22 protein-coding genes are annotated in these 24,163 nt (G+C 63.1%); 10 read left to right on the forward strand and 12 right to left on the reverse strand.

The annotated features are described in order from the left end of the window. Positions 1-69: 69 nt before the first annotated feature. The 4 genes from ACLCGK_RS19035 to tcyJ form a co-directional block, all read right to left on the reverse strand. Positions 70-1,311 carry an SfnB family sulfur acquisition oxidoreductase gene (locus tag ACLCGK_RS19035; RefSeq protein WP_410952684.1) on the reverse strand — a complete coding sequence of 414 codons (1,242 nt, stop codon included), beginning with the start codon at positions 1,309-1,311 and terminating at the stop codon, positions 70-72. A gap of 326 nt (positions 1,312-1,637) precedes the next feature. Further along, a complete protein-coding gene (tcyN, locus tag ACLCGK_RS19040) occupies positions 1,638-2,396 on the reverse strand; it encodes an L-cystine ABC transporter ATP-binding protein TcyN (protein ID WP_013970435.1) in 759 nt (252 codons plus the stop codon). Between the two features lie 2 nt (positions 2,397-2,398). Next, the gene (gene tcyL, locus ACLCGK_RS19045) at positions 2,399-3,067 is read right to left on the reverse strand and encodes a cystine ABC transporter permease (protein WP_003255849.1); all 669 of its coding nucleotides are present in this window, start codon (positions 3,065-3,067) and stop codon (positions 2,399-2,401) included. Beyond that, a complete protein-coding gene (tcyJ, locus tag ACLCGK_RS19050) occupies positions 3,064-3,858 on the reverse strand; it encodes a cystine ABC transporter substrate-binding protein (RefSeq protein ID WP_015268587.1) in 795 nt (264 codons plus the stop codon). Before tcyJ ends, tcyL begins: the two co-directional genes overlap by 4 nt. Positions 3,859-4,247: 389 nt before the next feature. Between tcyJ and epsC the strand changes: the two genes are divergently transcribed. Continuing rightward, positions 4,248-5,180, forward strand: coding sequence for a serine O-acetyltransferase EpsC (gene epsC, locus ACLCGK_RS19055; protein WP_039614256.1), 933 nt, complete (start codon positions 4,248-4,250; stop codon positions 5,178-5,180). Positions 5,181-5,513: 333 nt separating this feature from the next. Beyond that, complete coding sequence (gene betT / locus ACLCGK_RS19060) at positions 5,514-7,475, forward strand: choline transporter BetT (RefSeq protein ID WP_170931082.1); 1,962 nt, start codon at positions 5,514-5,516, stop codon at positions 7,473-7,475. Between the two features lie 119 nt (positions 7,476-7,594). Here betT and tauD read toward each other — a convergent pair whose 3' ends face one another. The 4 genes from tauD to tauA are packed head-to-tail and all read right to left on the reverse strand — an operon-like array spanning position 7,595 to position 11,101. Beyond that, entirely contained in the window at positions 7,595-8,428 is an 834-nt protein-coding gene (gene tauD / locus ACLCGK_RS19065) for a taurine dioxygenase (RefSeq protein ID WP_015268590.1), read from the reverse strand. Between the two features lie 48 nt (positions 8,429-8,476). After that, complete coding sequence (gene tauC, locus ACLCGK_RS19070) at positions 8,477-9,316, reverse strand: taurine ABC transporter permease TauC (protein WP_085721692.1); 840 nt, start codon at positions 9,314-9,316, stop codon at positions 8,477-8,479. Further along, positions 9,313-10,101 (reverse strand): taurine ABC transporter ATP-binding subunit, encoded by a 789-nt coding sequence (gene tauB / locus ACLCGK_RS19075; protein WP_367244998.1) that lies wholly within the window; start codon positions 10,099-10,101, stop codon positions 9,313-9,315. Before tauB ends, tauC begins: the two co-directional genes overlap by 4 nt. A gap of 28 nt (positions 10,102-10,129) precedes the next feature. Continuing rightward, on the reverse strand, positions 10,130-11,101 hold the full coding sequence (gene tauA / locus ACLCGK_RS19080; protein WP_410952685.1) for a taurine ABC transporter substrate-binding protein: 972 nt from the start codon (positions 11,099-11,101) through the stop codon (positions 10,130-10,132). A 508-nt stretch (positions 11,102-11,609) separates the two neighbouring features. On the opposite strand from tauA, the gene ACLCGK_RS19085 reads away from it, so the two are divergent. The 8 genes from ACLCGK_RS19085 to ACLCGK_RS19120 all read left to right on the forward strand — a co-directional run bounded on the left by ACLCGK_RS19085 (position 11,610) and on the right by ACLCGK_RS19120 (position 18,762). Beyond that, complete coding sequence (locus ACLCGK_RS19085; protein WP_061550679.1) at positions 11,610-12,944, forward strand: OprD family porin; 1,335 nt, start codon at positions 11,610-11,612, stop codon at positions 12,942-12,944. Between the two features lie 165 nt (positions 12,945-13,109). Then, positions 13,110-13,748, forward strand: a complete 639-nt coding sequence (locus tag ACLCGK_RS19090) for a peroxiredoxin (RefSeq protein WP_013970445.1) — start codon at positions 13,110-13,112, stop codon at positions 13,746-13,748. A gap of 289 nt (positions 13,749-14,037) precedes the next feature. Next, entirely contained in the window at positions 14,038-14,631 is a 594-nt protein-coding gene (gene ssuE / locus ACLCGK_RS19095; protein ID WP_054573384.1) for an NADPH-dependent FMN reductase, read from the forward strand. Between the two features lie 84 nt (positions 14,632-14,715). Next, the gene (locus tag ACLCGK_RS19100; RefSeq protein WP_410952686.1) at positions 14,716-15,681 is read left to right on the forward strand and encodes a sulfonate ABC transporter substrate-binding protein; all 966 of its coding nucleotides are present in this window, start codon (positions 14,716-14,718) and stop codon (positions 15,679-15,681) included. A 59-nt stretch (positions 15,682-15,740) separates the two neighbouring features. Beyond that, the gene (gene ssuD, locus ACLCGK_RS19105) at positions 15,741-16,889 is read left to right on the forward strand and encodes an FMNH2-dependent alkanesulfonate monooxygenase (protein WP_013970448.1); all 1,149 of its coding nucleotides are present in this window, start codon (positions 15,741-15,743) and stop codon (positions 16,887-16,889) included. Between the two features lie 10 nt (positions 16,890-16,899). Further along, entirely contained in the window at positions 16,900-17,697 is a 798-nt protein-coding gene (gene ssuC, locus ACLCGK_RS19110; RefSeq protein WP_039614250.1) for an aliphatic sulfonate ABC transporter permease SsuC, read from the forward strand. Continuing rightward, positions 17,694-18,506 carry an aliphatic sulfonates ABC transporter ATP-binding protein gene (gene ssuB, locus ACLCGK_RS19115; RefSeq protein ID WP_013970450.1) on the forward strand — a complete coding sequence of 271 codons (813 nt, stop codon included), beginning with the start codon at positions 17,694-17,696 and terminating at the stop codon, positions 18,504-18,506. The genes ssuC and ssuB overlap by 4 nt, the downstream gene beginning before the upstream one ends. Before the next feature lie 40 nt (positions 18,507-18,546). Further along, positions 18,547-18,762, forward strand: a complete 216-nt coding sequence (locus ACLCGK_RS19120; RefSeq protein WP_003255829.1) for a molybdopterin-binding protein — start codon at positions 18,547-18,549, stop codon at positions 18,760-18,762. Between the two features lie 127 nt (positions 18,763-18,889). Here ACLCGK_RS19120 and ACLCGK_RS19125 read toward each other — a convergent pair whose 3' ends face one another. From ACLCGK_RS19125 to ACLCGK_RS19140, 4 genes are all read right to left on the reverse strand, one after another. Then, on the reverse strand, positions 18,890-19,516 hold the full coding sequence (locus tag ACLCGK_RS19125; RefSeq protein ID WP_054573387.1) for a TetR/AcrR family transcriptional regulator: 627 nt from the start codon (positions 19,514-19,516) through the stop codon (positions 18,890-18,892). Continuing rightward, a complete protein-coding gene (gene gshA / locus ACLCGK_RS19130; protein WP_410952687.1) occupies positions 19,516-21,093 on the reverse strand; it encodes a glutamate--cysteine ligase in 1,578 nt (525 codons plus the stop codon). Before gshA ends, ACLCGK_RS19125 begins: the two co-directional genes overlap by 1 nt. A 153-nt stretch (positions 21,094-21,246) precedes the next feature. Then, positions 21,247-21,630, reverse strand: coding sequence for a PaaI family thioesterase (locus ACLCGK_RS19135; RefSeq protein WP_060501265.1), 384 nt, complete (start codon positions 21,628-21,630; stop codon positions 21,247-21,249). Continuing rightward, entirely contained in the window at positions 21,630-23,954 is a 2,325-nt protein-coding gene (locus tag ACLCGK_RS19140) for a Tex family protein (protein WP_410952688.1), read from the reverse strand. The genes ACLCGK_RS19135 and ACLCGK_RS19140 overlap by 1 nt, the downstream gene beginning before the upstream one ends. Positions 23,955-24,163: the final 209 nt, after the last annotated feature.

The raw sequence follows: 24,163 nt of genomic DNA on the forward strand, positions 1-24,163 counted from the left end.
GGTACGCGATCCCTTGTAGGAGCGGCCTTGTGTCGCGATGGGCTGCAAAGCAGCCCCAAGGCCCACAAATCAGATCCAGGAATGCCGCGCGGGCAAGGTGCCGTTGAGGTGGTAAGCGCCAACCGCGTGGTACTTCCAGCGCACTGGGTCATGCAGGGTGTGCACCCGGGCATTGCGCCAGTGGCGGTCGAGGTTGAACTCGGCGAGGGTGGCGCGGCTGCCGGCCAGCTCGAACAGCTTTTCGCTGGCCTGCAGGGCAATCTCGGTAGTCAGCACCTTCGCCTCGGCCACAGCGATCGAGGCCCGCGCCGCGCTTGCTGCATCGATCGGCTCGGCGTTGACCTCGTCAAGGACCCGCGCGGCCTTGCGCAGCAGGGCTTCGGCGGCGTGCAGCTCGAGCTTCAGGCGGCCGATGTCGGCGATTACGTAAGGGTCGTCGCTGGCGCGGTCGACCTTGGCTTCGATCCATGGCCGGGCCTTTTCGCGCACGAAGCTGATGGCGTCTTCGATCGCTGCTTCGGCAATGCCAGCATCGATCGCCGCCTGGATCAGCTGCGAGGCAGCGCCCTGGATGTTGGGAATGTCGCGCTGGCGCCAGTTGTCGATCACCAGGTCGGCATCCACCGGGACCTGGTCGAGCAGCACGGTGCCGCTTGCAGTGGTGCGCTGGCCGAAACCGGACCAGTCATCGACGATGCGCAGCCCCGGGCTGCCTCGGCGGACGAATGCCAGGCGCTGGCGACCTTCGTCGTCCAGTGCCTTGACCGCCACCCAGTGGGCGAACAGGGCACCGGTGGAATAGAACTTCTCGCCGCTGATGCGATAGCTGTCGCCGACGCGGGTGATCCTGGCCTTGAGGGTCAGGGTGTCCTTGGTGCCGCGTTCGGGGCCGGCATTGCCGATGCGCCAGCCATCGAGCACGCTGCGGTAGATCACCGCCTGCTGCGCCTCGGTGGCAGTCAGGCGCAACAGTTGCAGCATGCCGAACTGGTTCTGCGGGATCTGCCCCAGGGCCGGGTCGGCGGCGCTGATGAGGCGGAACACTTCAGCCACGGTCTCGAACGACACCTCCGGGCCGCCATGTGCCTTGGGTACGCTGATGCTGCCAAGGCCGCTGCGGGTGAACAGTTCGATCTCGGCCCATGGCAGCTTGCGTTGCTGGTCGCGGCGGGCGGCCTGCTCGCGGGCGACCTCGGCCAGTTCGCGGGCTGCTTGCAGGGCTTCGGTGTCGTTGAGTAGAACCTTGGCCGGCAGCAGCAGGGGCGAGCTGTCGAGATCGCTGTGGAATTGGGTATCGGGTTGGCTGGACATCAGTACCGCTCCTTGGCTGCACTCAATGCCCTGGCGTTCCGCACTGGGGTGATCGTGATCCTGACCATTCCTGACCTCGCAAATGAATTATGTCGCTAACAGCTGATCGCGACAGATGTGTGCTGGTCCGGTGGTCCGGTTTATATACCCTAATGCTTTATAAAAAGTTTATGAACTAACTTTTTGGAATATATATAGAAGGAGGGATTTGCTGTGGATGTACTGGCCCTATCGCCGGCAAGCCAGCTCCCACAGGACGCCACAGGTCTTGATTACTGTGGGGTATCTGTGGGAGCTGGCTTGCCGGCGATAGGGCCAGTGCAGGTTTACTCGGAAGCAGCAGTCCCCAGGAACTTGCGCAAGAACTGCCGGGTACGCTCTTCCTTCGGCGCCGCAAACAGCGCCTTGGCCTCGCCCTGCTCAACGATCACGCCCTTGTCGAAGAAGATCACCCGGTTCGCCACATCGCGGGCAAAGCTCATCTCGTGGGTAACGATGATCATGGTGCGCTTCTCCTCGGCCAGGCCGCGGATGGTCGCCAGCACTTCACCCACCAGTTCGGGGTCCAGCGCCGAGGTCGGCTCGTCGAACAGGATCACCTCCGGCTCCATGGCCAAGGCGCGGGCGATGGCCACCCGTTGTTGCTGGCCACCGGACAGGCGCCGCGGGTAGGCGTCTTCCTTGCCGGCCAGGCCAACCTTGGCCAGCAGGCGCCGGCCCAGTTCGATCGCCTGCTCGCGGGGTGTCTTCTTGACGATCACCGGCCCCTCGATCACGTTTTCCAGGGCGGTGCGATGAGGGAACAGGTTGAAGTTCTGGAACACGAACCCGGCCTGCTGGCGCAAGCGGCGAATCGCACTTTGCTGCCCACCCAGCGGGCGGTTGGCGTCGATGCTGATATCGCCAATCTGGATCTGCCCGGCATCGGGTGTTTCCAGCAGGTTCAGGCAACGCAGGAAGGTTGTCTTGCCCGAGCCGCTAGGGCCGATGATGGCCACCACTTCGCCGGGTTGTACGGTCAGGTCGATACCGTTGAGCACGGTCTGGCCTTTGAACCGCTTGGTCAGGCCTTTGACTTCAATCATGCTCAATGCTCCTGGTCATGCTGGTTGACTCGCGCTTCCATGCGGTTCTGGAAGTGCGCGAGGATGCTGCACAACACCCAGTAGATGACCGCCACCGCCACGTACATGGTGAACACTTCGAAGGTGCGTGCGGTGATCAGCTGGGCCTGGCGGAACAGCTCAGGCACCTGGATGGTTGCCGCCAGGGCAGTGTCCTTGACCAGCGAGATGAAGCTGTTGCCCAACGGCGGCAGTGCGGTGCGCAAGGCCTGGGGCAGGATCGCCCGGCGCATGGCCTGGACGCGGGTCATGCCGATACTGGCGGCGGCTTCCCACTGGCCACGGTCGATCGAGGAAATCGCCGCGCGCAGGATTTCGCAGATGTAGGCGGCCATGTTCAGCGACAGGCCGATCAGCGAAGCCGGGATCGGGTCGAGTTCGATGCCGATCTGCGGCATGCCGAAGTAGATGACGAACAGCTGCACCAGCAGCGGCGTGCCGCGGAAGAACGACACGTAGACCCGCGCCAGCCAGTTCAGGGGCAATATCTTCGACAACCGCATCAGTGCCAGGGCAAAGCCCAGCACAAGGCCGAAGAACATGCCGCCAACACTGAGCAGCACTGTATAGCCCGCGCCCTTCAGCAGGAAGGGCGCGGAGTCGACAACGAGTTGCAGGCTTTCAGCGATCATTTGGTGACATCGGCACCGAAGTATTTCTCGGACAGCTTGGCCAGCGTGCCGTCAGCCTTGAGCTTGTCCAGCGCCTTGTTGATCGCTGCCAGCAGTTCCGGTTCACCCTTGCGCAGGGCCACGCCGCTTTCCAGGCGCGAGAAGGCATCGCCGGCCAGTTCGGTGTCCTTGGCTTTTTGCGCGTATTCCAGCGCGGCCAGGCGGTCGATCAGGATGGCGTCGATGCGGCCGTTGCGCAGGTCGGCGAACTTGCTCGGGTCGTCTTCATAGGTGCGTACATCGGCTTGCGGCACGTCCTTCTTGACCCATTGCTCGTAGTTGGTGCCCAGGCCTACACCGACCTTCTTGCCTGCCAGGTCTGCGGCCTTGTGGATGTTCAGCTGCTCGGCCTTCTTCTTCAGGATCAGCGCCTGGATGCCGGAGATAGTGTAAGGCTCGGAGAAGTCATACTTCTTCTTGCGCTCTTCGGAAATGGTCACCTGGTTGATCACCACGTCCAGGCGCTTGGATTCCAGTGCGGCGAGGATGCCGTCCCACTTGGTCGGCTGCACCTTGGCCTTTACCCCCAGCTCCTTGGCCAGCAGCTCGGACAGTTCCACTTCGAAGCCGGTCAGCTTGCCGTTTTCGTCCTGGAAGCTGAACGGTGGGTAGGTGCCTTCGAGGCCGACGTTGATCACGCCTTTTTCCTGGATGGTCTTGAGCTGCTCGCCAGCGAAGGCCTGACTGAGCAGGCCGGCACCCAGCAGGAGTGCCAGGCTGGCGTTGAGTAGCGGTTTGGCGAATTTCGACATTTCAGAGCCCCGCGCTTGTTGTGTAAGTAGTGGGTGGCGACTATAGGGTCGGCTGCTTAGGCCAGGAAATACTAAAAAATTATTTTGTTATTTCCTTTTGGATTTTGCCAGGTGCTGGCTGCATTGAGGGTAGGCGAGGTTGCCTGCTCCGTCATCGCGGCTTATGCCTGACTTAGCGCAGGATGGAATAAAGCGTTGTTTTTTCCAAGGGATGGATTTGCCGTAGAGTGAATTGCGTGTAGGCAGGTCCGGCCTCTTCGCGGGTAAACCCGCTCCTACAGAGACCGCACAGGCATCGAAACCTGTGCAGTCCCTGTAGGAGCGGGTTTACCCGCGAAGAGGCCTGGCCTGGCGATAAAAATAGTTGGCCTCTCAGGCAGGAGAAAACCGTGAGCGAACAACCTTCATCCGGGCACTGGCAGTTGCAGAGCATCGTCACCGGCCTGCGCGGCGCCCGTGAACAATGGCGCACCCGCAATGGCCGCAGCAGCGGCGAGCAGGGCGGGCGTGAGCTGCCTTCGCGCGAAGCGATGCGGCACATCCTGGAGCAACTGTGCGGCGCACTGTTCCCCATGCGCCTTGGCCCGGTCGACCTGCGCGAAGAAAGCGAAGACTTCTACGTCGGCCATACGCTGGATGCCGCCCTGACCGCCTTGCTGGCCCAGGCCCGCTTGGAGCTGCGCTACGCCGCACGACAAAGCAAGGGCGAACTGGCCGGCGTCGATGCCCATGCGCTGAGCCTGGTGCAGGGATTCGCCGCCGCCCTGCCGGGCCTGCGCGTGCTGCTGGACACCGACGTTCTGGCCGCCTATCACGGCGACCCGGCTGCGCGCAGTGTTGATGAAGTGCTGCTGTGCTACCCGGGCATCCTGGCGATCATCCACCATCGCCTGGCGCACCATCTGTACCAGGCCGGCCTGCCGCTGCTGGCGCGCATCAGCTCGGAGCTGGCGCATTCGGCCACGGGGATCGACATTCACCCCGGGGCGCAGATCGGCCCGAGCTTCTTCATCGACCACGGTACCGGCGTGGTGATCGGCGAAACCGCGATCATCGGCGAGCGTGTGCGCATCTACCAGGCGGTGACCCTGGGCGCCAAGCGCTTCCCCAGCGATGAATCGGGCACCCTGCACAAGGGCCTGCCACGCCACCCGATCGTCGAGGACGATGTGGTGATCTATGCGGGGGCCACGGTGCTGGGGCGGATCACCATCGGCAAAGGCTCGACCATTGGCGGTAATGTGTGGCTGACCCGCAGTGTGCCGGCCGAAAGCAACATTACCCAGGCCAACCTGCAGCTGGATTGCCAGGACAAGAACTGATCTGGCATTTCATTGGCCTGTACCGGACTCTTCGCGGGCTTGCCCGCTCCCACAGCTACTGCACAAAATTCAATGTTCGTGCGGTCCCTGTGGGAGCGGGCGAGCCCGCGAAGAGGTCAGTGCAGGAGGGCACCAATCAGCGCCCCAATTCGCATTGAAATCCGATCCATGTTTAACTTGAACGCTTGTTCAATGAAAAAACGCTGGTCCGCTGCCGGTGTTCAACAGGAGGATTCCTTTGCTGAACCCGTTCATTCCGAGCCTTACGTCATTCGACGAGGTGCGCCCCCAATGAGTGCACCGAACCCTTCCCTTGCCAATGGCAAGATCCGCATGAACCCCCCGGTGTTCTATTTCGCGGCAAGTTTCATCCTCATCTTCGGCCTCGTGGTCATTTCCTATCCGCAAGCAGCAGGCGACTGGTTGCTGGCGGCGCAGAACTGGGCGGCCAACACGGTCGGCTGGTACTACATGCTGGCGATGACGCTGTACCTGGTCTTCGTGGTGGTCACCGCCTTGTCCGGCTACGGCAAGATCAAGCTCGGTGCCGACCACGACGAACCCGAGTTCAGCTACCTGTCGTGGGCCGGCATGCTGTTTGCCGCCGGCATCAGCATCACCTTGTTCTTCTTCTGCGTGTCCGAACCCCTGACCCACATGCTGCAGCCGCCCCAGGGCGAAGCGGGCACGGCCGAGGCCGGGCGCCAGGCGATGCAGATCCTGTTCCTGCACTGGGGCCTGCATGGCTGGGGCGTGTTCGCCTTCGTCGGCATGGCCCTGGCCTACTTCGCCTACCGGCACAACCTGCCGCTGGCCCTGCGTTCGGCGTTGTACCCGTTGATCGGCAAGCGCATCAACGGGCCGATCGGTTATGCAGTGGACGGCTTCGGCATCATCGCAACGGTGTTCGGCCTGGGTGCCGATATGGGTTTTGGCGTGCTGCACCTGAACGCCGGCCTCGACTACCTGTTCGGCATCGATCACAGCCAGTGGGTGCAGGTACTGCTCATCACCCTGATGATGGGCGCGGCGGTGGCCGTGGCCGTGGCCGGGGTGGAGAAGGGGGTGCGGGTGATGAGCGACATCAACCTGTTCCTGGCCTGCGCGCTGCTGCTGTTCGTATTGTTCGCCGGGCCTACCCAGCACCTGTTCAACACGCTGATCCAGAACCTCGGCGATTACCTGGGTGCCTTGCCGCGCAAGAGCTTCGACGTTTATGCCTACGGCGAGAACCGCGACTGGCTGGGCGGTTGGACGGTGTTCTACTGGGCCTGGTGGATTGCCTGGGCGCCGTTCGTGGGCCTGTTCATCGCCCGCATCTCCCGTGGCCGCACCATCCGCGAGTTCGTCTTTGGTGTGCTGTTGATTCCGCTGGGCTTCACCTTGGCGTGGATGTCGATTTTCGGCAACAGTGCCCTGGACCAAGTCATCAACCACGGCATGACAGCGTTGGGCCAGTCGGCGCTGGATAACCCGTCGATGAGCCTGTACCTGCTGCTGGAGACCTACCCCTGGAGCAAGACGGTGATCGCCGTGACGGTGTTCATCAGCTTTGTGTTCTTCGTCACCTCGGCCGATTCGGGCACCGTGGTGCTGTCGACCTTGTCGGCCAAGGGCGGTGATGCGGACGAGGATGGGCCGAACTGGCTGCGTATCTTCTGGGGGGCGATGACCGCGCTGATCACCAGCGCGCTGCTGTTCGCCGGCAGCATCGACTCGCTGAAGTCGGCGGTGGTGCTGACCTCATTGCCGTTCTCGCTGATCCTGCTGTGCATGATGTGGGGGCTGCACAAGGCGTTCTACCTGGAGTCGCAACGGCAGATCGCGCAGATGCATTCGCTGGCCCCGTTCGCCCAGTCACGCCGCGGCCGTGGCGGCTGGCGCCAGCGCCTGAGCCAGGCGGTGCACTTCCCGTCGCGTGATGAGGTGTACCGCTTCATGGACGACGTGGTGCGCCCGGCAATTGCCGATGTGCGTGAAGTGTTCGAGCAGAAGGGCCTGGTGCTGATTACCCAGGACGACCCGAGCCACGACAACGTCAGCCTGAAGATTGGCCATGGCGAGGAACAGCCGTTCATTTACCAGGTGCAGATGCGTGGTTACTTCACGCCATCGTTCGCCCTGGGTGGGCTGGGTACGCAAGAGTTGAAGAACCGCCGTTACTACCGGGCGGAGGTGCACCTGAGCGAAGGCAGCCAGAACTATGACCTGGTGGGCTACAGCAAGGAGCAGATCATCAACGACATCCTCGACCAGTACGAAAGGCACATGCAGTTCCTGCATCTGGTCAGGTAATAACCTGTACCGGCCTCTTCGCGGGCTTGCCCGCTCCCACAGGTCCGGCACAGATTTCAGAAACTGTGTTGAACTTTTGGGAGCGGGCAAGCCCGCGAAGAGGCCGGTACAGGCAACAACTAAAAGGGCGCATCCCCGAGGATGGTCGCCCGATGCATCACCCGCCGGTTCGGCCGGTAGTCATCCACCGCAAAATGCTGGGTCACGCGGTTGTCCCAGAACGCCACGTCATTCTCCTGCCACCGCCAGCGAATGCTGAACTCCGGCCGCGTCGCATGGGCGAACAGCAGTTTCAACAGTGCCTCGCTTTCCAGTTCGCCCAGCTCATTGATGCGCGTGGTGAACCCCTCATTGACGAACAGCGCCTTGCGCCCGCTCACCGGATGCGTGCGCACCACCGGGTGTGACAGCGGCGGGTTGTTGCGCCGGGTTGCTTCCCAGCGCGCCAGGTCTTCCGGCGTGGTACCAAAGCGCTCCAGCGGGAACGACTTGGTGAAGTCATGGGTGGCGGTCAGCCCGTCGAGCATCTCGCGCAGCGGCGCCGACAAGGCTTCGAAGGCAGCGATGCCGCTGGCCCAAAGGGTGTCGCCGCCGTAGGCCGGCAACTGCTTGGCGCTGAGTACCGCGCCCAGGGCCGGTGTCGGCAAGAAGGTCACATCGGTGTGCCACACGGCGTTGTCGCGCACATCGGTCACCGCCGTGTCGAGGATAAGCACCTGCGGGGTTTCCGGCACGTTGGGATAGATCGGGTGGATGTGCAGGTCGCCGAAGCGGGCGGCAAACCGCGCCTGCTGCTGCGGGTTGATCGGCTGGTCGCGGAAGAACAGCACCTGGTGCTGCAGCAGCGCCTGCTCGATGGCGTCTCGTTCTTCGACGGTGATATCGCGGCTGATGTCCACGCCGCTGATCTGGGCGCCGAGCGCCGGGCTGAGGGGGGTGATGGTCAGGCTCATGTCGGTCTCTTCAATCAGGCGCCAGGCTGCTGGCGTGGTCAACAGGATTCAGTGGCTCTGCCCGTGCCAAGGCACCAGCCTGCGCTGCAAGGCACGCAGGCTCATTTCCAGTGCGAAGGCGATCAGGGCGATCAGCAAAATCCCCAGCACCACCACATCGGTGACCAGGAACTGCGCCGCCGACTGCACCATGAAGCCCAGGCCGCTGGTGGCGGCGATCAGCTCGGCAGCCACCAGGGTCGACCAGCCAACCCCCAGGCCAATGCGGATGCCGGTGAGGATGTCGGGCAGGGCGCTGGGCAGGATCACGTGGCGGATCAGCTGGGCCTTGGTCGCGCCGAGCGACTGCGCGGCACGCAGCTTGGCCGGGTCGACCGTGCGCACGCCGGTGGCAGTGGCAATGGCGATAGGAGCGAAGATTGCCAGGTAGATCAGCAGCACCTTGGACAGCTCGCCGATGCCGCACCAGATGACGATCAGCGGCAGGTAGGCCAGCGGCGGGATCGGCCGGTAGAACTCGATCAGCGGGTCGAGAATGCCGCGGGCCACGCGGTTGTAGCCGATGGCGATACCCACCGGGATGGCGGTGAGGGTGGCGGCAAGCAGGGCCACGCCGATGCGCCCCAGGCTGGCACCCAGGTGCTGCCACAGGCTGGCATCCATATAGCCTTGGGTCAGCAGGGTCCCGGCCTTGGCCAGGATGTCGGCGGGCGAGGGCAGGAATAGCGGCTCGATCCAACCGGCCGCGGTCACCAGCCACCAGGCCAACAGCAGGCTGGCCAGGGTCAGGGTGCTGATCCAGCGGGTGGGCAGGGGGCGGCGCAGCTTGGTGGCTGGCCGGGGTTGGGTGTTGCGCTTGCCGGTGACCGGCAGGTCCAGGCTGCTCATGCGCGCTCCTGCAGGCTTTGGCGTTGAGAGAACACCCGCGCAAGTACGTGCTCGCGGGTTTCGATAAAAGCCGGGTCGGACTTGATAGCCCGCGCCGATTCACCCGCTGCGTAGCGCTGGCCGAAGTCCAGTTGCAGGCGCTCCACCACGCGCCCCGGGTTGGGCGCCAGCAGTACCAGTTCACTGGCGAGGAACACGGCTTCTTCGATGTCGTGGGTAATCAGGAACACCGGCTTGGCGGTGCGTTGCCATACCTGCAGCAACAACTCCTGCATCTGCTCGCGGGTGAAGGCATCAAGTGCGCCGAACGGTTCGTCCATCAGCAACACCCGTGGATCGGCTGCCAACGCCCGGGCCAGGCCAACACGCTGCTTCTGGCCACCGGACAATTGCCAGATACGCCGTTCGCCAAAGCCGTCGAGGTCGACCAGGGCCAGCATTTCGCGGGCCTTGGCCTCACGCTCGGCGCGCGGCACGCCGGCCAGTTCCAGGCCGAATGCGACGTTGCCCAGCACGTTCTGCCAGGGCAGCAGCGCATCGTCCTGGAACACTACGCCGCGCTCGGCGCCGGGGCCCTGGACGGGCAAGCCGTCCAGGGTGATGCGCCCGCCGCTGGGGGCGACGAAGCCTGCGATGAGGTTGAGCAGCGAGGTCTTGCCGCTGCCGGAAGGCCCCAGGGCCACCAGCAGTTGGCGTGGCCCCAGGCTCAGGTTGATGTCGGCCAGTACCGGGGTTTCGGCACCGGGGTACTGTGCGCTGATGCGCTCCAGTTCGAGCAAGGCCATGGCAGGCTCCGGTCGGTTTTCTACAGGCTTAGTTGGGGAGGTACTGGGCGCTGACGTACGGGGAGTAGTCCGGCAGCACCGCGTCGACCTTGCCTTGCTGCTTGAGGAAGGTGGCCGTGTCGGTCAGCGCCTGGGTGGTCGATGCGCCCAGTGCATTGGCCTGGTCGGCGGCCAGCGGGTAGACGTTGCCCTGCAGCAGCACCGGGATGTCGGCAGGCTTGGCGCCAGACAGTTTGGCCAGCTTGCTCACGTTGTCGGGGTTGGCCAGCCAGGCTTGCGGGTTCTTGCGGTAGTCGGCGTAGGCGTCGAGGGTGACCTTGGCGAAGGCCTTGACCACGTCGGGGTGCTTGGCGGCGAAGTCCTTGCGCACGATCCATGCGTCGAAGGTAGGTGCGCCTTTCTCGGCCAGCTCGCCGGAGGTGATCAGCACCTTGCCGTTTTCCTTGGCCACACCTAGGGCCGGGTCCCAGACGTAGGTGGCATCGATGTCGCCGCGCTTCCAGGCGGCAATGATTGCCGGTGGCGCCAGGTTGAGGATCTGCACCTTGGCCGGGTCGATGTTCCAGCTCTTCAGCGCGGCCAGCAGGCTGTAGTGGCCGGTGGAGACGAAAGGCACGGCGACTTTCTTGCCGACCAGGTCTTGCGGAGTCTTGATGCTGTCGCGGGCGACCAGTGCTTCACCGGCGCCAATCTGCGTGGCGATCAGGAAGGTCTCGACCGGCAGCTTGCGGGAGGCTGCGGCGGCCAGCGGGCTGGAGCCCAGGTAGCCGATCTGCACATCGCCGCTGGCTACGGCGGTGATCACGTCGGCGCCGTTATCGAATTTGCGCCAGTCGATGCTGGCCTTGCTGGCTTTTTCGTAATCGCCATCGACCTGCGCCACCTTGGCCGGGTCGACGGTGGTCTGGTAGGCCACGGTCAGGTCAGCAGCCTGGGCCAACCAGCTGGCGCTGGCGAGGGTCAGGGCGGCGAACAGGCGCAGCGGGGCGTGCGGGATCATGGTGAACCTCTCGTCAGGCAATCGGTGTGGTGGATGACGAGAAGGCTAATTGATCTAAGAAATGTAAAATAAATAACTTTTTTGCATTAGCTTAGGAGCCAATGGTTTGAGACGCGTTAACAGGGAAACGCTGTGATTTCGCTCAATGGTGAAATCCGAGAGTGCTGCTAGGCTTTTTCGTCCCGATAGAACGATACGGAATTAGGTTATGAGCAAACGTTTGCAAATAACCATTGGTTATGATGAGTCGGCTGCTTCTAACGAATAGCAGTAACAATTCCTAACATATTCCTTAAAAATCTTACCAATTCATAAAACGGTCATTTTGGATTTATAGGATTGTCATTATCCTGTAGCGCAGCTGGCGTCTTAGACCAAAGTCGCGAAACGTTTAGAAACGATTGACTTTACGGTCACGCTTTGGGACTAAATCGCCAATCCACGGTGAGCGGGGCAGCAGATCCCGCCACCAGAGATACACAAGAATTAGAACGTAGAGGAGCAAAACATGTACAAGTCCAGCCTGGCCCTGGCCGTGGCACTGGGGGTTCTCGCCCAACAAGCAGGCGCTGCCGGTTTCGTTGAAGACAGCAAGCTGTCGCTCAGCTCGCGCACCATGTACTTCAACGATGACAACCGCGAAAGCGGTATCGACCAGAAAGAAAGCGGTCAGGGCTTCAAGCTCGACTACCTGTCTGGTTTCACCGAAGGCACCGTAGGTTTTGGTGTCGACGTCCAGGCTTTGTGGGGCATTCACCTGGATGGTGGCCGTGGTAGCCGTCCAGATGCCAACAACACCTTCTTCCCAAGCGACTCCGATGGTTCGGCAGTTCACGACTGGGCACGCATTGGTGGTAACGCCAAGGCTCGCTTCTCCAAGACCGAGGTCCACTACGGTAGCGCCTTGGCGCCTATGCTGCCGATCCTGGTCTCCAACGACGGCCGTCTGCTGCCGCAGACCTTCGAGGGTGGCACCCTCCAGTCGAAGGAAATCGACAACCTGACCGTCAACGCAGGTCAACTGACCCACGCCATGGGTCGTGCTTCGAGCAACCGTACCGGTCTTTCCGTTTCTGGCGCCTTCCGCGACAGCAACAAGTTCCAGTTCGCCGGTGGTGACTACAAGCTCACTCCCGACCTGACCCTGCAGTACTACTACTCGAACCTGGAAGACTTCTACAAGCAGCACTTCCTGGGTGCTACCCACGTCTTCAAGATCGCCGACAACCAGTCGTTCAAGACCGACCTGCGCTACTTCGATAGCCGCAGCGACGGCAAGAATGGCGAGACCGGTTACGCCTTCGACAACAACGGTGGCTACGCGAAGAACACAGGCGAGGTCGACAACAAGACCTGGAGCGCCATGTTCACCTACACCCTGGGTGGCCATGCGCTGATGGTCGGTCACCAGCAGGTAGGTGACGATGGTGGTTTCGTCTGGCTGAACCAAGGTAGTGTCCGCAAGGACGGCTCCACTTCGTCGCTGGAAGGCAATGGCGGCTCGAGCTTCTACCTGTTCACCGACAGCATGATCAACCAGTTCGCTCGTGCCGGTGAGAACACCACCTTCGGTCAGTACTCCTATGACTTCGCGTCCCTGGGCGTTCCAGGCCTGAAGGCTTCGGTGGCCTACTTGCGTGGCGACGACATCCGCAACAAGTCGGGTGACGGCAGCTATAACGAATGGGAACGTGACGCACGCGTCGACTACACCCTGCAGCAAGGCACTCTCAAAGGCCTGGGCTTCAGCCTGCGTCAGGGCGTCTACCGTGGTAGCGGTGAGAGCAGCGCGGACAAAGACCAGACTCGCTTCATCGTGAACTACACTTACAACTTCCTGTAAGCCGTAGCTGAACAAGAAGCCTCGCCTATTGCGAGGCTTTTTTGTGTCTGCAATTTCGTATGTATTTTGGTTATAAATAAATCAGTATTTATTCTTTTTATTTTTAATCGAATGCAGGCACATTGAACCCACACGGTACAGAACCCAGCACAGGAGCCGCAGCCCATGAGCCTAAAACTCGGCGATATCGCCCCCGATTTCGAACAGGATTCCAGCGAAGGCAAGATCCGCTTCCACGAGTGGCTGGGCAACAGCTGGGGGGTGTTGTTCTCTCACCCAGCCGACTTTACCCCGGTGTGCACCACCGAGCTGGGCCTGACCGCCAAGCTGAAGGACGATTTCGCCAAACGTGGGGTCAAGGCCATCGCCCTGTCGGTGGACCCGGTCGATTCGCATCACCGCTGGATCGATGACATCAACGAGACCCAGAACACCGTGGTCAACTTCCCGATCATTGCCGACGCCGACCGCAAGGTGTCCGACCTGTACGACCTGATCCACCCGAATGCCAGCGACACCCTGACCGTGCGCTCGCTGTTCGTCATCGACCCGAACAAGAAGGTGCGCCTGACCATCACCTACCCGGCCAGTACCGGGCGCAACTTCAACGAAATCTTGCGGGTGATCGACTCGCTGCAGCTGACCGACAACCACAAGGTCGCCACGCCAGGTAACTGGCAGGACGGTGACGACGTGGTAATCGTGCCCTCGCTGAAGGACGAGGAAGAGATCAAGCAGCGTTTCCCCAAAGGTTACCGGGCGGTCAAACCCTATCTGCGGCTGACTCCGCAGCCCAATCGTTAAAGGATTCCTCGTTGCATTGCTCTTAGCCAAAGCAGGGATATTCGGGCCGTTTCGACGGCCCTTTTTTATGCCTGCTGAAACTGCGTTGGCTTCTTCGTGGGTAAACCCGCTCCCACAGGGATAGCGCAAGTCTCAGGCCTTGTGCGGTCCCTGTGGGAGCGGGTTTACCCGCGAAAGTGCCAAAACAGTTTTTTGATAAAAATGGAATAAACAAATGAAAAAATATGATTTCTAGATATATGCGGGGGCTGTTAATGTCACCTCCAACAGAACACAAGGAAGCGCTGCAATGCTGGTCGTCTCAATCGGTGGTAGCCCAAGTACCCGTTCACGCTCCGGCGTGCTGCTGGAGCGTTCTCGCCAGTGGCTGCAGGACCGTGGCGTCGAGGTAGTGACGTTCCAGGTGCGCGACTTTCCCGCCGAAGACCTGCTGCACGCTCGTTTCGACAGCCCGCAGGTGCAGCACTTCCAGCAGCTGGTCGCCCAGGCCGATGGCCTGATCGTCGCCACGCCGGTGTACAAGGCCTCGTTCGCCGGAGCCCTGAAAACCTTGCTCGACCTGCTGCCCGAACGCGCCCTGGCACACAAGATCGTGTTGCCTATCGCCACCGGCGGCAGCATCGCCCACATGCTGGCGGTGGATTACGCACTGAAACCCGTGCTGTCGGCACTCAAGGCGCAAGAGACCCTGCAAGGGATCTTCGCCGACGACAGCCAGGTCGCCTACGCAGAAGGCTCCAGGCCCGCGCAGCTGGTGGCGGCGCTGGAAGAACGCCTGCAGGACGCGCTGGAAACCTTCCACGTTGCACTAGCCCGCCGGCCGCGCCCCGTGGCGCCCGGCATATTGAACGAACGCCTGATCAGCGCTCGCTGGAGCATCTGACCGGCCCAACCCGCTTCACCACCTTACTCGCCCGACAACGAGGCAAGCAGGTGCAACCCGAACCCACTCGCACAGGAGAGCGCCATGCGCACAGTCTTCTTGCGTCGCGGTCTGGTCGCCCTGTTTGCGGCGGCTGTGTCCTTCGGCGCCATCACCCAAGCCCAGGCCGAGAGCCTGCGTATCGGTTACCAGAAATACGGCACCCTGGTGCTGCTAAAGGCCAAGGGCACGCTGGAAAAGCGCCTGGCCGAGCAGGGCGTGCAGGTGCAATGGACCGAGTTCCCCGGCGGCCCGCAACTGCTTGAGGGGCTGAACGTCGGCTCCATCGATTTTGGCGTCACCGGTGAAACCCCGCCGGTGTTCGCCCAGGCCGCCGGTGCCGACCTGCTGTACGTCGCCTACGAGCCGCCAGCGCCGCACAGCGAGGCGATCCTGGTGCCTAAGGGCTCGCCGGTCCAGTCGGTCAAAGACCTCAAGGGCAAGAAAGTCGCTCTCAACAAAGGCTCCAACGTTCACTACCTGCTGGTTCGCGCCCTGGAAGACGCCGGCCTGAAATACAGCGACATCCAGCCGGTGTACCTGCCCCCGGCCGACGCCCGCGCCGCCTTCGAGCGCGGCAGCGTGGACGCCTGGGTGATCTGGGACCCGTACCAGGCTGCCGCCGAGAAACAGCTGCAGGCTCATACCCTGCGTGACGGCAAGGGCCTGGTCGACAACCATCAGTTCTACCTGGCCACCCGCAACTACGCGACCCAGCACCCGGCGGTGATCAACACCCTGATCGAAGAAGTGCGTGCCGTGGGTGAATGGTCCCAGGCCAACCCGCAGGAAGTGACCGACCAGGTCGCGCCGCTGCTCGGCCTGCCTGCCGACATCACCCTGACCTCGGTCAAGCGCCAAGGCTACGGTGCCGCGCCGCTCACCCCGGAAGTGGTGGCCGCGCAACAGAAGATCGCCGACACGTTCCAGGCACTGAAGCTGATTCCCAAGCCGCTGAGCATCAAGGACGTGATCTGGACACCCCCGGCCAAGGTCGCCAGTGCGCCTTGATTGATTCGCCTGCGCCGGGGCGCCGCCCTGGCTGAGCCCCCCTTGAGGAGACAACTCCAATGAGCCTTGACATCTTCTGGTTCCTTCCTACCCACGGTGACGGCAAGTACCTGGGCACCTCCGATGGCGCGCGCGCCGTCGACCATGGCTACCTGCAGCAGATCGCCCAGGCGGCCGACCGGCTCGGCTTTGGTGGCGTGCTGATACCTACCGGGCGCTCCTGCGAGGACTCCTGGTTGGTCGCGGCATCGCTGATCCCGGTGACCCAGCGGCTGAAGTTCCTGGTCGCCCTGCGCCCCGGGATCATTTCGCCGACCGTGGCGGCACGCCAGGCAGCAACCCTTGATCGCCTGTCCAACGGCCGCGCGCTGTTCAACCTGGTGACCGGTGGCGACCCGGACGAGTTGGCCGGTGACGGCCTGCACCTGAACCATCAGGAACGTTATGAAGCCTCTGTAGAGTTCACCCGTATCTGGCGCAAGGTGCTGGAAGGCGAGGTGGTCGACTACGACGGCAAGCACATCCAGGTGAAGGGCGCCAAGCTGCTCTACCCGCCGATCCAGCAACCACGCCCGCCACTGTATTTCGGTGGTTCCTCCGAAGCCGCACAGGACCTGGCCGCCGAGCAGGTCGAGCTGTACCTGACCTGGGGCGAGCCGCCGAGTGCGGTTGCTGAAAAAATCGCCCAGGTGCGTGAGAAAGCCGCTGCTCAGGGCCGCGAAGTGCGCTTCGGCATCCGCCTGCACGTGATCGTGCGGGAAACCAACGAAGAAGCCTGGGCCGCTGCCGACAAGCTCATCTCGCACCTGGACGACGACACCATCGCTCGTGCACAGGCCTCGCTGGCGCGCTTCGACTCGGTCGGCCAGCAACGCATGGCCGCCCTGCACAACGGCAACCGTGACAAGCTGGAGGTCAGCCCCAACCTGTGGGCCGGTGTCGGCCTGGTGCGTGGCGGTGCCGGTACCGCGCTGGTGGGGGATGGCCCGACCGTCGCGGCACGCGTCAAGGAATACGCCGAGCTGGGCATCGATACCTTCATCTTCTCCGGCTACCCGCACCTGGAAGAGTCGTACCGGGTGGCCGAGCTGCTGTTCCCGCACCTGGATGTGCAACGCCCGGAGCAAGCCAAGGCCGGCGGCTATGTGAGCCCGTTTGGCGAAATGGTGGCCAACGACATCCTGCCCAAGTCCGTTGCGCAGAGCTGAGGGCCAGGCCATGAGTCGTGCAACTTCCAACAACCTTGGCCAGCGCCTGGCGCCATGGGCGCTGCCGGTACTGCTGCTGGCTGCCTGGCAACTGGCGGTCAGCGCCGGCTGGCTGTCGACGCGCATCCTGCCCGCGCCCAGCGCCGTGGTCAGCGCCGGCGTCGAGCTGGTGCGCAGCGGCGAGATCTGGACCCACCTGGCCATCAGTGGCTGGCGTGCCGGGCTGGGCTTCGTCATCGGTGGCAGCATCGGCCTGGTGCTGGGCTTCATCACCGGCCTGTCGAACTGGGGCGAACGCCTGCTCGACAGTTCGGTGCAGATGATCCGCAACGTGCCGCACCTGGCGCTGATCCCGCTGGTGATCCTGTGGTTCGGTATCGACGAGTCGGCAAAGATCTTCCTGGTGGCGCTGGGCACGCTGTTCCCGATCTACCTGAACACCTATCACGGCATCCGCAACGTCGACCCGGCGCTGGTGGAAATGGCGCGCAGCTATGGCTTGTCCGGCTTCAGCCTGTTCCGCCAGGTGATCCTGCCCGGGGCATTGCCTTCGATCCTGGTAGGCGTGCGCTTTGCCCTGGGCTTCATGTGGCTGACCCTGATCGTTGCCGAAACCATTTCGGCCAATGCCGGCATCGGTTACCTGGCGATGAACGCCCGTGAGTTCCTGCAGACCGACGTGGTAGTGCTGGCCATCGTCCTGTATGCCGTGCTCGGCAAGCTTGCCGACCTCGCAGCCCGGGGCCTGGAGCGTGTGTGGCTGCGCTGGCACCCGGCCTATCAAGTGGCGAAGAAGGAGGGCGCATGACCGTACTCAAGGAACAGCCGCCACGCCTGCTGCGTGGCATCCCGCTGGCTTCCAGCGGCCTGCGCAAGACCTTTGGCCAGCGCGAAGTGCTGAAGGGGATCGAGCTGCATATTCCTGCCGGCCAGTTCGTCGCGATCGTCGGCCGTAGTGGCTGCGGCAAGAGCACCTTGCTGCGCCTGCTGGCCGGTCTCGACCAGCCCACTGCAGGCCAGTTGCTGGCCGGTGCCGCGCCGCTGGAACAGGCCCGCGAAGAAACCCGCCTGATGTTCCAGGACGCGCGCCTGCTGCCATGGAAGAAGGTGATCGACAACGTTGGCCTGGGCCTGTCTGGCGACTGGCGCCCGCGTGCGCTGGAAGCGTTGGAGTCGGTTGGCCTGGCCGATCGCGCCAATGAATGGCCGGCGGCTCTGTCGGGTGGCCAGAAGCAGCGTGTGGCCCTGGCCCGGGCGCTGATTCACCAGCCGCGCCTGCTGCTGCTGGACGAGCCGCTCGGTGCGCTGGATGCATTGACCCGTATCGAGATGCAGCAACTGATCGAACGCCTGTGGCGTCAGCACGGCTTCACCGTGTTGCTGGTTACCCACGATGTCAGCGAGGCAGTCGCCGTGGCTGACCGGGTGATCCTGATCGAGGACGGCGAAGTCGGGCTCGACCTCACTGTCGACCTGGCACGGCCTCGGGCGCGTGGTTCGCACCGCCTGGCCGCGCTGGAGAGCGAAGTGCTCAACCGTGTTCTGTCGGCCCCGGGCGCTGCGCCCGAGCCGGATCCTGTAGCCCCTTTGCCCACGCAACTGCGTTGGGCGCACTGACTCACTTACCAGACTGAAGCCATAGAGAAGGAATCAAATCATGACCATCAAAGCCATCAACGTTCGCAACCAGTTCAAAGGCACCGTGAAGGAAATCCTGGAAGGCCCGGTACTGTCGGAAATCGACGTGCAGACTGCCTCGGGCATCGTCACTTCGGTCATCACCACCCGCTCTGTGCGTGAGCTGGAGCTGCAGGTGGGCAGTGAAGTGATTGCCTTCGTGAAATCGACTGAAGTGTCCATCGCCAAGCTGTGATGGGTGTTGGCCATGGGGCTGCTTTGCAGCCCAATCGCCGGCAAGCCAGCTCCCACAGGTGCCCACAAGCTTCAGGCCTTGTGCTGTACCTGTGGGAGCTGGCTTGCCGGCGATGAGGCCATCAAATTTAACGCTTGGCCAGAAATGGCGGCAGATACAACCCCAGATACGCCTCGAACACTCGCTTGCCTTCCTCGGCCATGCGCGGGGTGATCGCCTCATGCAACTGCACCGACCGCGCATACACCCGGTCACTCAATTCCATGGCCAGGGCAAACACGTCCACATCCACCGGCATCACGGGCAGATGAAAATGCTGGTCGAACAACTTGTGCATCAAGTCGCCCAGTTCCATGTCGTGCTGCCGGTCGGCCTGCACCACTTCGCTCAGGCCATGCTGGGCCAGGATCAGCTGCCGCGCCGCCGCGTCCTCGTTGTAGATATTCAGCATCCGCTGCTCGATCAGCCGTGACAGCTCGTGCCAGGTGTTGAACGCACTGCTGTCGATCGGCGCGCTCAGCGCTTCCCGAAAGGCCCGGTGCACATCGGCCGTCAACGCCTCCAGCAGCGCCGGCACGCTGGCGAAGAAGTGGTACACCGACGACGGCGGTATCTGTGCGCGCTCGGCCACGCTGTAGATCGACAGGCTCGCCACCCCCAGCTCGGCCAGCAACTCGCGTGCAGCAGCCAGGATCGCCTCGATCCTGGCCTGGCTGCTGGCGCGCGGCTTGCGCGGGGTGGCAGTGCGGGTCATCAGTTGCTGATCGCCAGGATGCTGGCCTGGTAGGCGCCGACGAACAGGTCGAAGTCGCCGACTTCCTGCTGTTCCAGGCGCGACTGCTCGGCCAGCGAGTCGCGGGCGAGGGTTTCGAAGGCCTGCTGGCGTTCGACCGGCAGTGGCTGCTCGCGGAAGGTTTCGGCGTGAATACGACTCTGGCGCAGGGCGAACTTGACGAAGCTTTCGTTATGCTCGGTCATGCGCGCCAGCACTTGGGCCGACGGGGTCAGCGAGGCGTCGTCGACCTTGGCCTGCTGGGCATCCAGGGCATTGCCGTGCTCTGCACCGCCTTGCGCCTGGTCGAGCAGATCGGCCAGTGGCCGGATACGCTCGATCAGCTCGCTGGCCCAGGTCTTCAGGCCGATCGGCTGGCCATTGCGGCGCAGTTCCAGGCCCGGGCGACGGCCTTCCTTGACCACGGTCAGGAAGTTGTTGGTGCACTGGCCACACTCGCCGTTGTCCAGTTGCGGGCTGTCTTCCAGCGCGCAGAACAGCAGGAACGCGTCGAGGAAGCGCGCCTCGGTCAGGTCGATGCCCACCGGCAGGAACGGGTTGATGTCCAGGCAACGCACTTCCACGTACTGCACGCCGCGCGAGGTCAGGGCCTGGATCGGCCGCTCGCCGGTGTAGGTGACGCGCTTGGGGCGAATGTTCGAGTAGTACTCGTTCTCGATCTGCAGGATGTTGGTGTTCAGCTGTACCCACTCGCCATCCACGTGCGTGCCGACTTCGACGTAAGGCGGGTAGGGCGTGCCCACCGCCTTGCGCAGGCTGTCGGTGTAGCTGGCCAGGTTGTTGTAGCACGGCGTGAGGCCGGCCTGGGCGTTGCTCTGGTAGCCCAGGTCGCTCATGCGCAGGCTGGTGGCGTAGGGCAGGTACAAGGTTTCGGCATCCAGCTCTTCGAGCTGGTGCGGGCGGCCACGCAGGAAGCCTTTGTCCAGGGCCGGCGAGGCGCCGAACAAGTACATCAGCAGCCAGCTGTAGCGGCGGAAATTACGGATCAGCGCGATATAGGCCGACGACTGGTAGTCGCGGTCGCTCTCGCTGCCGCCTTCTGCGGAGCGCAGCAACGGCCACAGCGCTTCGGGCAGCGAGAAGTTGTAATGGATACCGGCGATGCACTGCATGGTGCGGCCGTAGCGCAGGGCCAGGCCCTTGCGGTAGACATGCTTGAGCTTGCCGATGTTCGAGCTGCCGTACTCGGCGATCGGGATGTCCTCCTCGGCCGGCAGCGTACAGGGCATCGACGGGCTCCACAGGTATTCGTCGCCCAGCTTGCTGTAGACGAAACGGTGGGTTTCTTCGAGGTTTTCCAGCACCTTGGCCGGGTCGGGCAGGGCCGGGGTGATGAACTCCAGCAGCGACTCGGAATAATCGGTGGTGATCTGCTCGTTGGTCAGCGCCGATCCCAGGGCTTGCGGATGCGGGGTCTGGGCCAGGCGACCTTCGTCGGTCACGCGCAGACATTCGCGCTCAATACCGTGCAGGCACTGCTTGAGCAGGGGAAGATTGGCGCCGAGCAGGCTCAGGCGGCGGTTGAGGAGGTCGCTCAAGATGTATTCCTTCACGCGTCAGTCGCCCCAATATGGGGGTAGAGATAACGGTCTACAAGGGTAGGAAGAAAGGAACTGGCGTTGTCGCCTGGTTAACGCGGATCCAGCAGTGCCAGCGCACTGCTGAAAATACCGCAGATAATGCTTGGTGAGCTAGAGAACCGCGAAGGTTCCTTGCGCTTTCGCCACCAGCTTGTCGCCCTGAACTACGTCGGCGTCGACCACCAGGGTGCGCCGCCCGGCGTGAAGCACATGGGCGGTGCACAGCACCTCGCCATCACTGACGGCGCGCATGTAGTTGATCTTGCATTCGATGGTGACACTTTGCTGGTCAAAACCATGGCTGGCCGAGCAGGCCAGGCCCATGGCGATATCCACCAGGCTGAAGATCGCCCCTCCATGCAACTTCTGGCCACGGTTGCGCAGGTGCGGCTCGAGCGCCAGGGCTACCTCGGCAACACCTGTTTCCAGGCGTTGCAGGCGGCAGCCGAGGAGCTGGCTGAAGGCGCTTTCGACGTATTCGCGTGGAACGTCCATCACTTCTTCTTCAGCTGCTTGGCGTTGGCGAACAGGGCTGCCATGGCGTTGTTGGCCGGTGCTGCGGTGGCGGTTTCGCGCTGGCGCGGCGCCTGCTGCTGGCGGTTGCCGCCATTGCCACGGTTACCGCCGCGGCTGCCATCGACCTTCTCGCCCGGGGTGTCGCTCATGCGCATGGACAGGCCGACACGCTTGCGCGGGATGTCCACTTCCATGACCTTGACCTTGACCACGTCGCCGGCCTTGACCGCTTCACGCGGGTCCTTGATGAACTTCTCGGACAGCGCCGAAATGTGCACCAGGCCGTCCTGGTGCACGCCGATGTCGACGAAGGCACCGAAGTTGGTGACGTTGGTCACCACGCCTTCGAGGATCATGCCCGGTTCCAGGTCCTTGAGGTCTTCGACGCCGTCCTGGAAGGTGGCGGTCTTGAACTCGGGGCGTGGGTCGCGGCCAGGCTTGTCCAGTTCCTGCAGGATGTCGGTGACGGTCGGCAGGCCGAAGGTTTCATCGGTAAATTTCTTCGGGTCCAGGCGCTTGAGGAAGCTGCTGTCACCGATCAGCGAGCGGATGTCACGGCCGGTATCGGCGGCAATCCGTTGCACCAGCGGGTAGGCCTCGGGGTGCACCGCGGAGGCATCCAGCGGGTTGTCGCCGTTCATCACACGCAGGAAGCCGGCGGCTTGTTCGAAGGTTTTCTCACCCAGGCGGCTGACCTTTTTCAGTGCCGCGCGAGTGGCGAACGGGCCGTTGGCATCGCGATGGGCGACGATGTTCTGCGCCAGGGTAGCGTTAAGGCCGGAGATGCGCGTCAGCAGGGCCACCGAGGCGGTGTTGACGTCCACGCCCACGGCGTTCACGCAGTCCTCGACCACGGCGTCCAGGCCGCGCGCCAGTTTCAGTTGAGACACGTCATGCTGGTACTGGCCGACACCGATGGATTTCGGGTCGATCTTCACCAGCTCGGCCAGCGGGTCCTGCAGGCGGCGGGCAATCGACACGGCGCCACGGATCGACACGTCCAGGTCCGGGAATTCGCGGGCGGCCAGTTCCGATGCGGAGTACACCGAAGCGCCGGCCTCGGAAACCATGATCTTGGTGATCTTCAGCGCTGGGTACTTCTTGACCAGCTCCGCCACCAGCTTGTCGCTTTCGCGGCTGGCGGTGCCGTTACCGATGGCGATCAGCTCCACCGAGTGCTTGGCGCACAGCGCAGCCATGATCGAAATGGTGCGGTCCCAGTCGTTCTTCGGCGCGTGCGGGTAGACCGTGGTGTGGTCCAGCAACTTGCCTGTGGCATCGACCACGGCGATCTTGCAGCCGGTACGCAGGCCCGGGTCGAAGCCCAGGGTGGCGCGCGGGCCGGCCGGGGCGGCCAGCAGCAGGTCGTGCAGGTTGTGGGCGAACACATTGATCGCCTCGCCTTCGGCGTTGTCGCGCAGCTCGCCGAACAGGTCGGTTTCCAGGTGGGTGTAGAGCTTGACCTTCCAGGTCCAGCGCACCACTTCGCCCAGCCACTTGTCGGCCGGGCGGTTGCGGTTCTCGATGCCGACGTGGTTGCCGATCATCAGTTCGCACGGGTGCAGGGTGCCGGGCAGTTCTTCGCCGACTTTCAGCGAGGCGCTCAGCACGCCTTCGTTACGCCCGCGGAAAATTGCCAGGGCGCGGTGCGACGGCGCGTTGCGCAGCAGTTCGTCATGGGCGAAGTAGTCACGGAACTTGGCGCCTTCCTCTTCCTTGCCAGGCACGACGCGGGCGCTGAGCACCGACTCCTGCTTGAGGAAACTGCGCAGCTTGTCGAGCAGGGCGGCGTCTTCGGCGAAGCGCTCCATGAGGATGTACTTGGCGCCTTCCAGCGCGGCCTTGACGTCGGCCACGCCCTTGTCGGCGTTGACGAAGCGTGCGGCTTCGCTTTCCGGGGCAAGGTCTGGGTTGTTGAACAGGCCGTCGGCCAGCTCGCCGAGGCCGGCTTCCAGGGCGATCTGGCCCTTGGTGCGGCGCTTCTGCTTGTACGGCAGGTACAGGTCTTCGAGGCGGGTCTTGGTATCGGCCAGCTTGATCTCGCGAGCCAGTTCCGGGGTCAGCTTGCCCTGCTCCTCGATGCTGGCCAGGATGCTGGCACGGCGCTCGTCGAGTTCGCGCAGGTAGCGCAGGCGCTCTTCCAGATGGCGCAGCTGGGTGTCGTCCAGGCTACCGGTCACTTCCTTGCGGTAGCGGGCGATGAAGGGCACGGTCGAGCCTTCGTCCAACAGGCCCACGGCCGCCTCGACCTGCTGGGGGCGTACGCCCAGTTCCTCGGCGATACGGCTGTTGATGCTGTCCATGTAAACCACCTGACATTTGTGAATACGGGGGTCGCCTGTGGGCCTGTCGCCCGGCGGCGCTGGATGAAAGCCGCGCATTATACCCATCGCAAACGGCTTGCGGTGATGGCGCCCGGCCAGCCGGAACTGGCGCCGGGGGAAAAATCTGCTAACAATGCTCACGCAACGTGCAGCAATGGCTACGCCATAATGCGCGGCGATATCAGAGG

This window comes from Pseudomonas sp. S1(2024) (assembly GCF_046557535.1).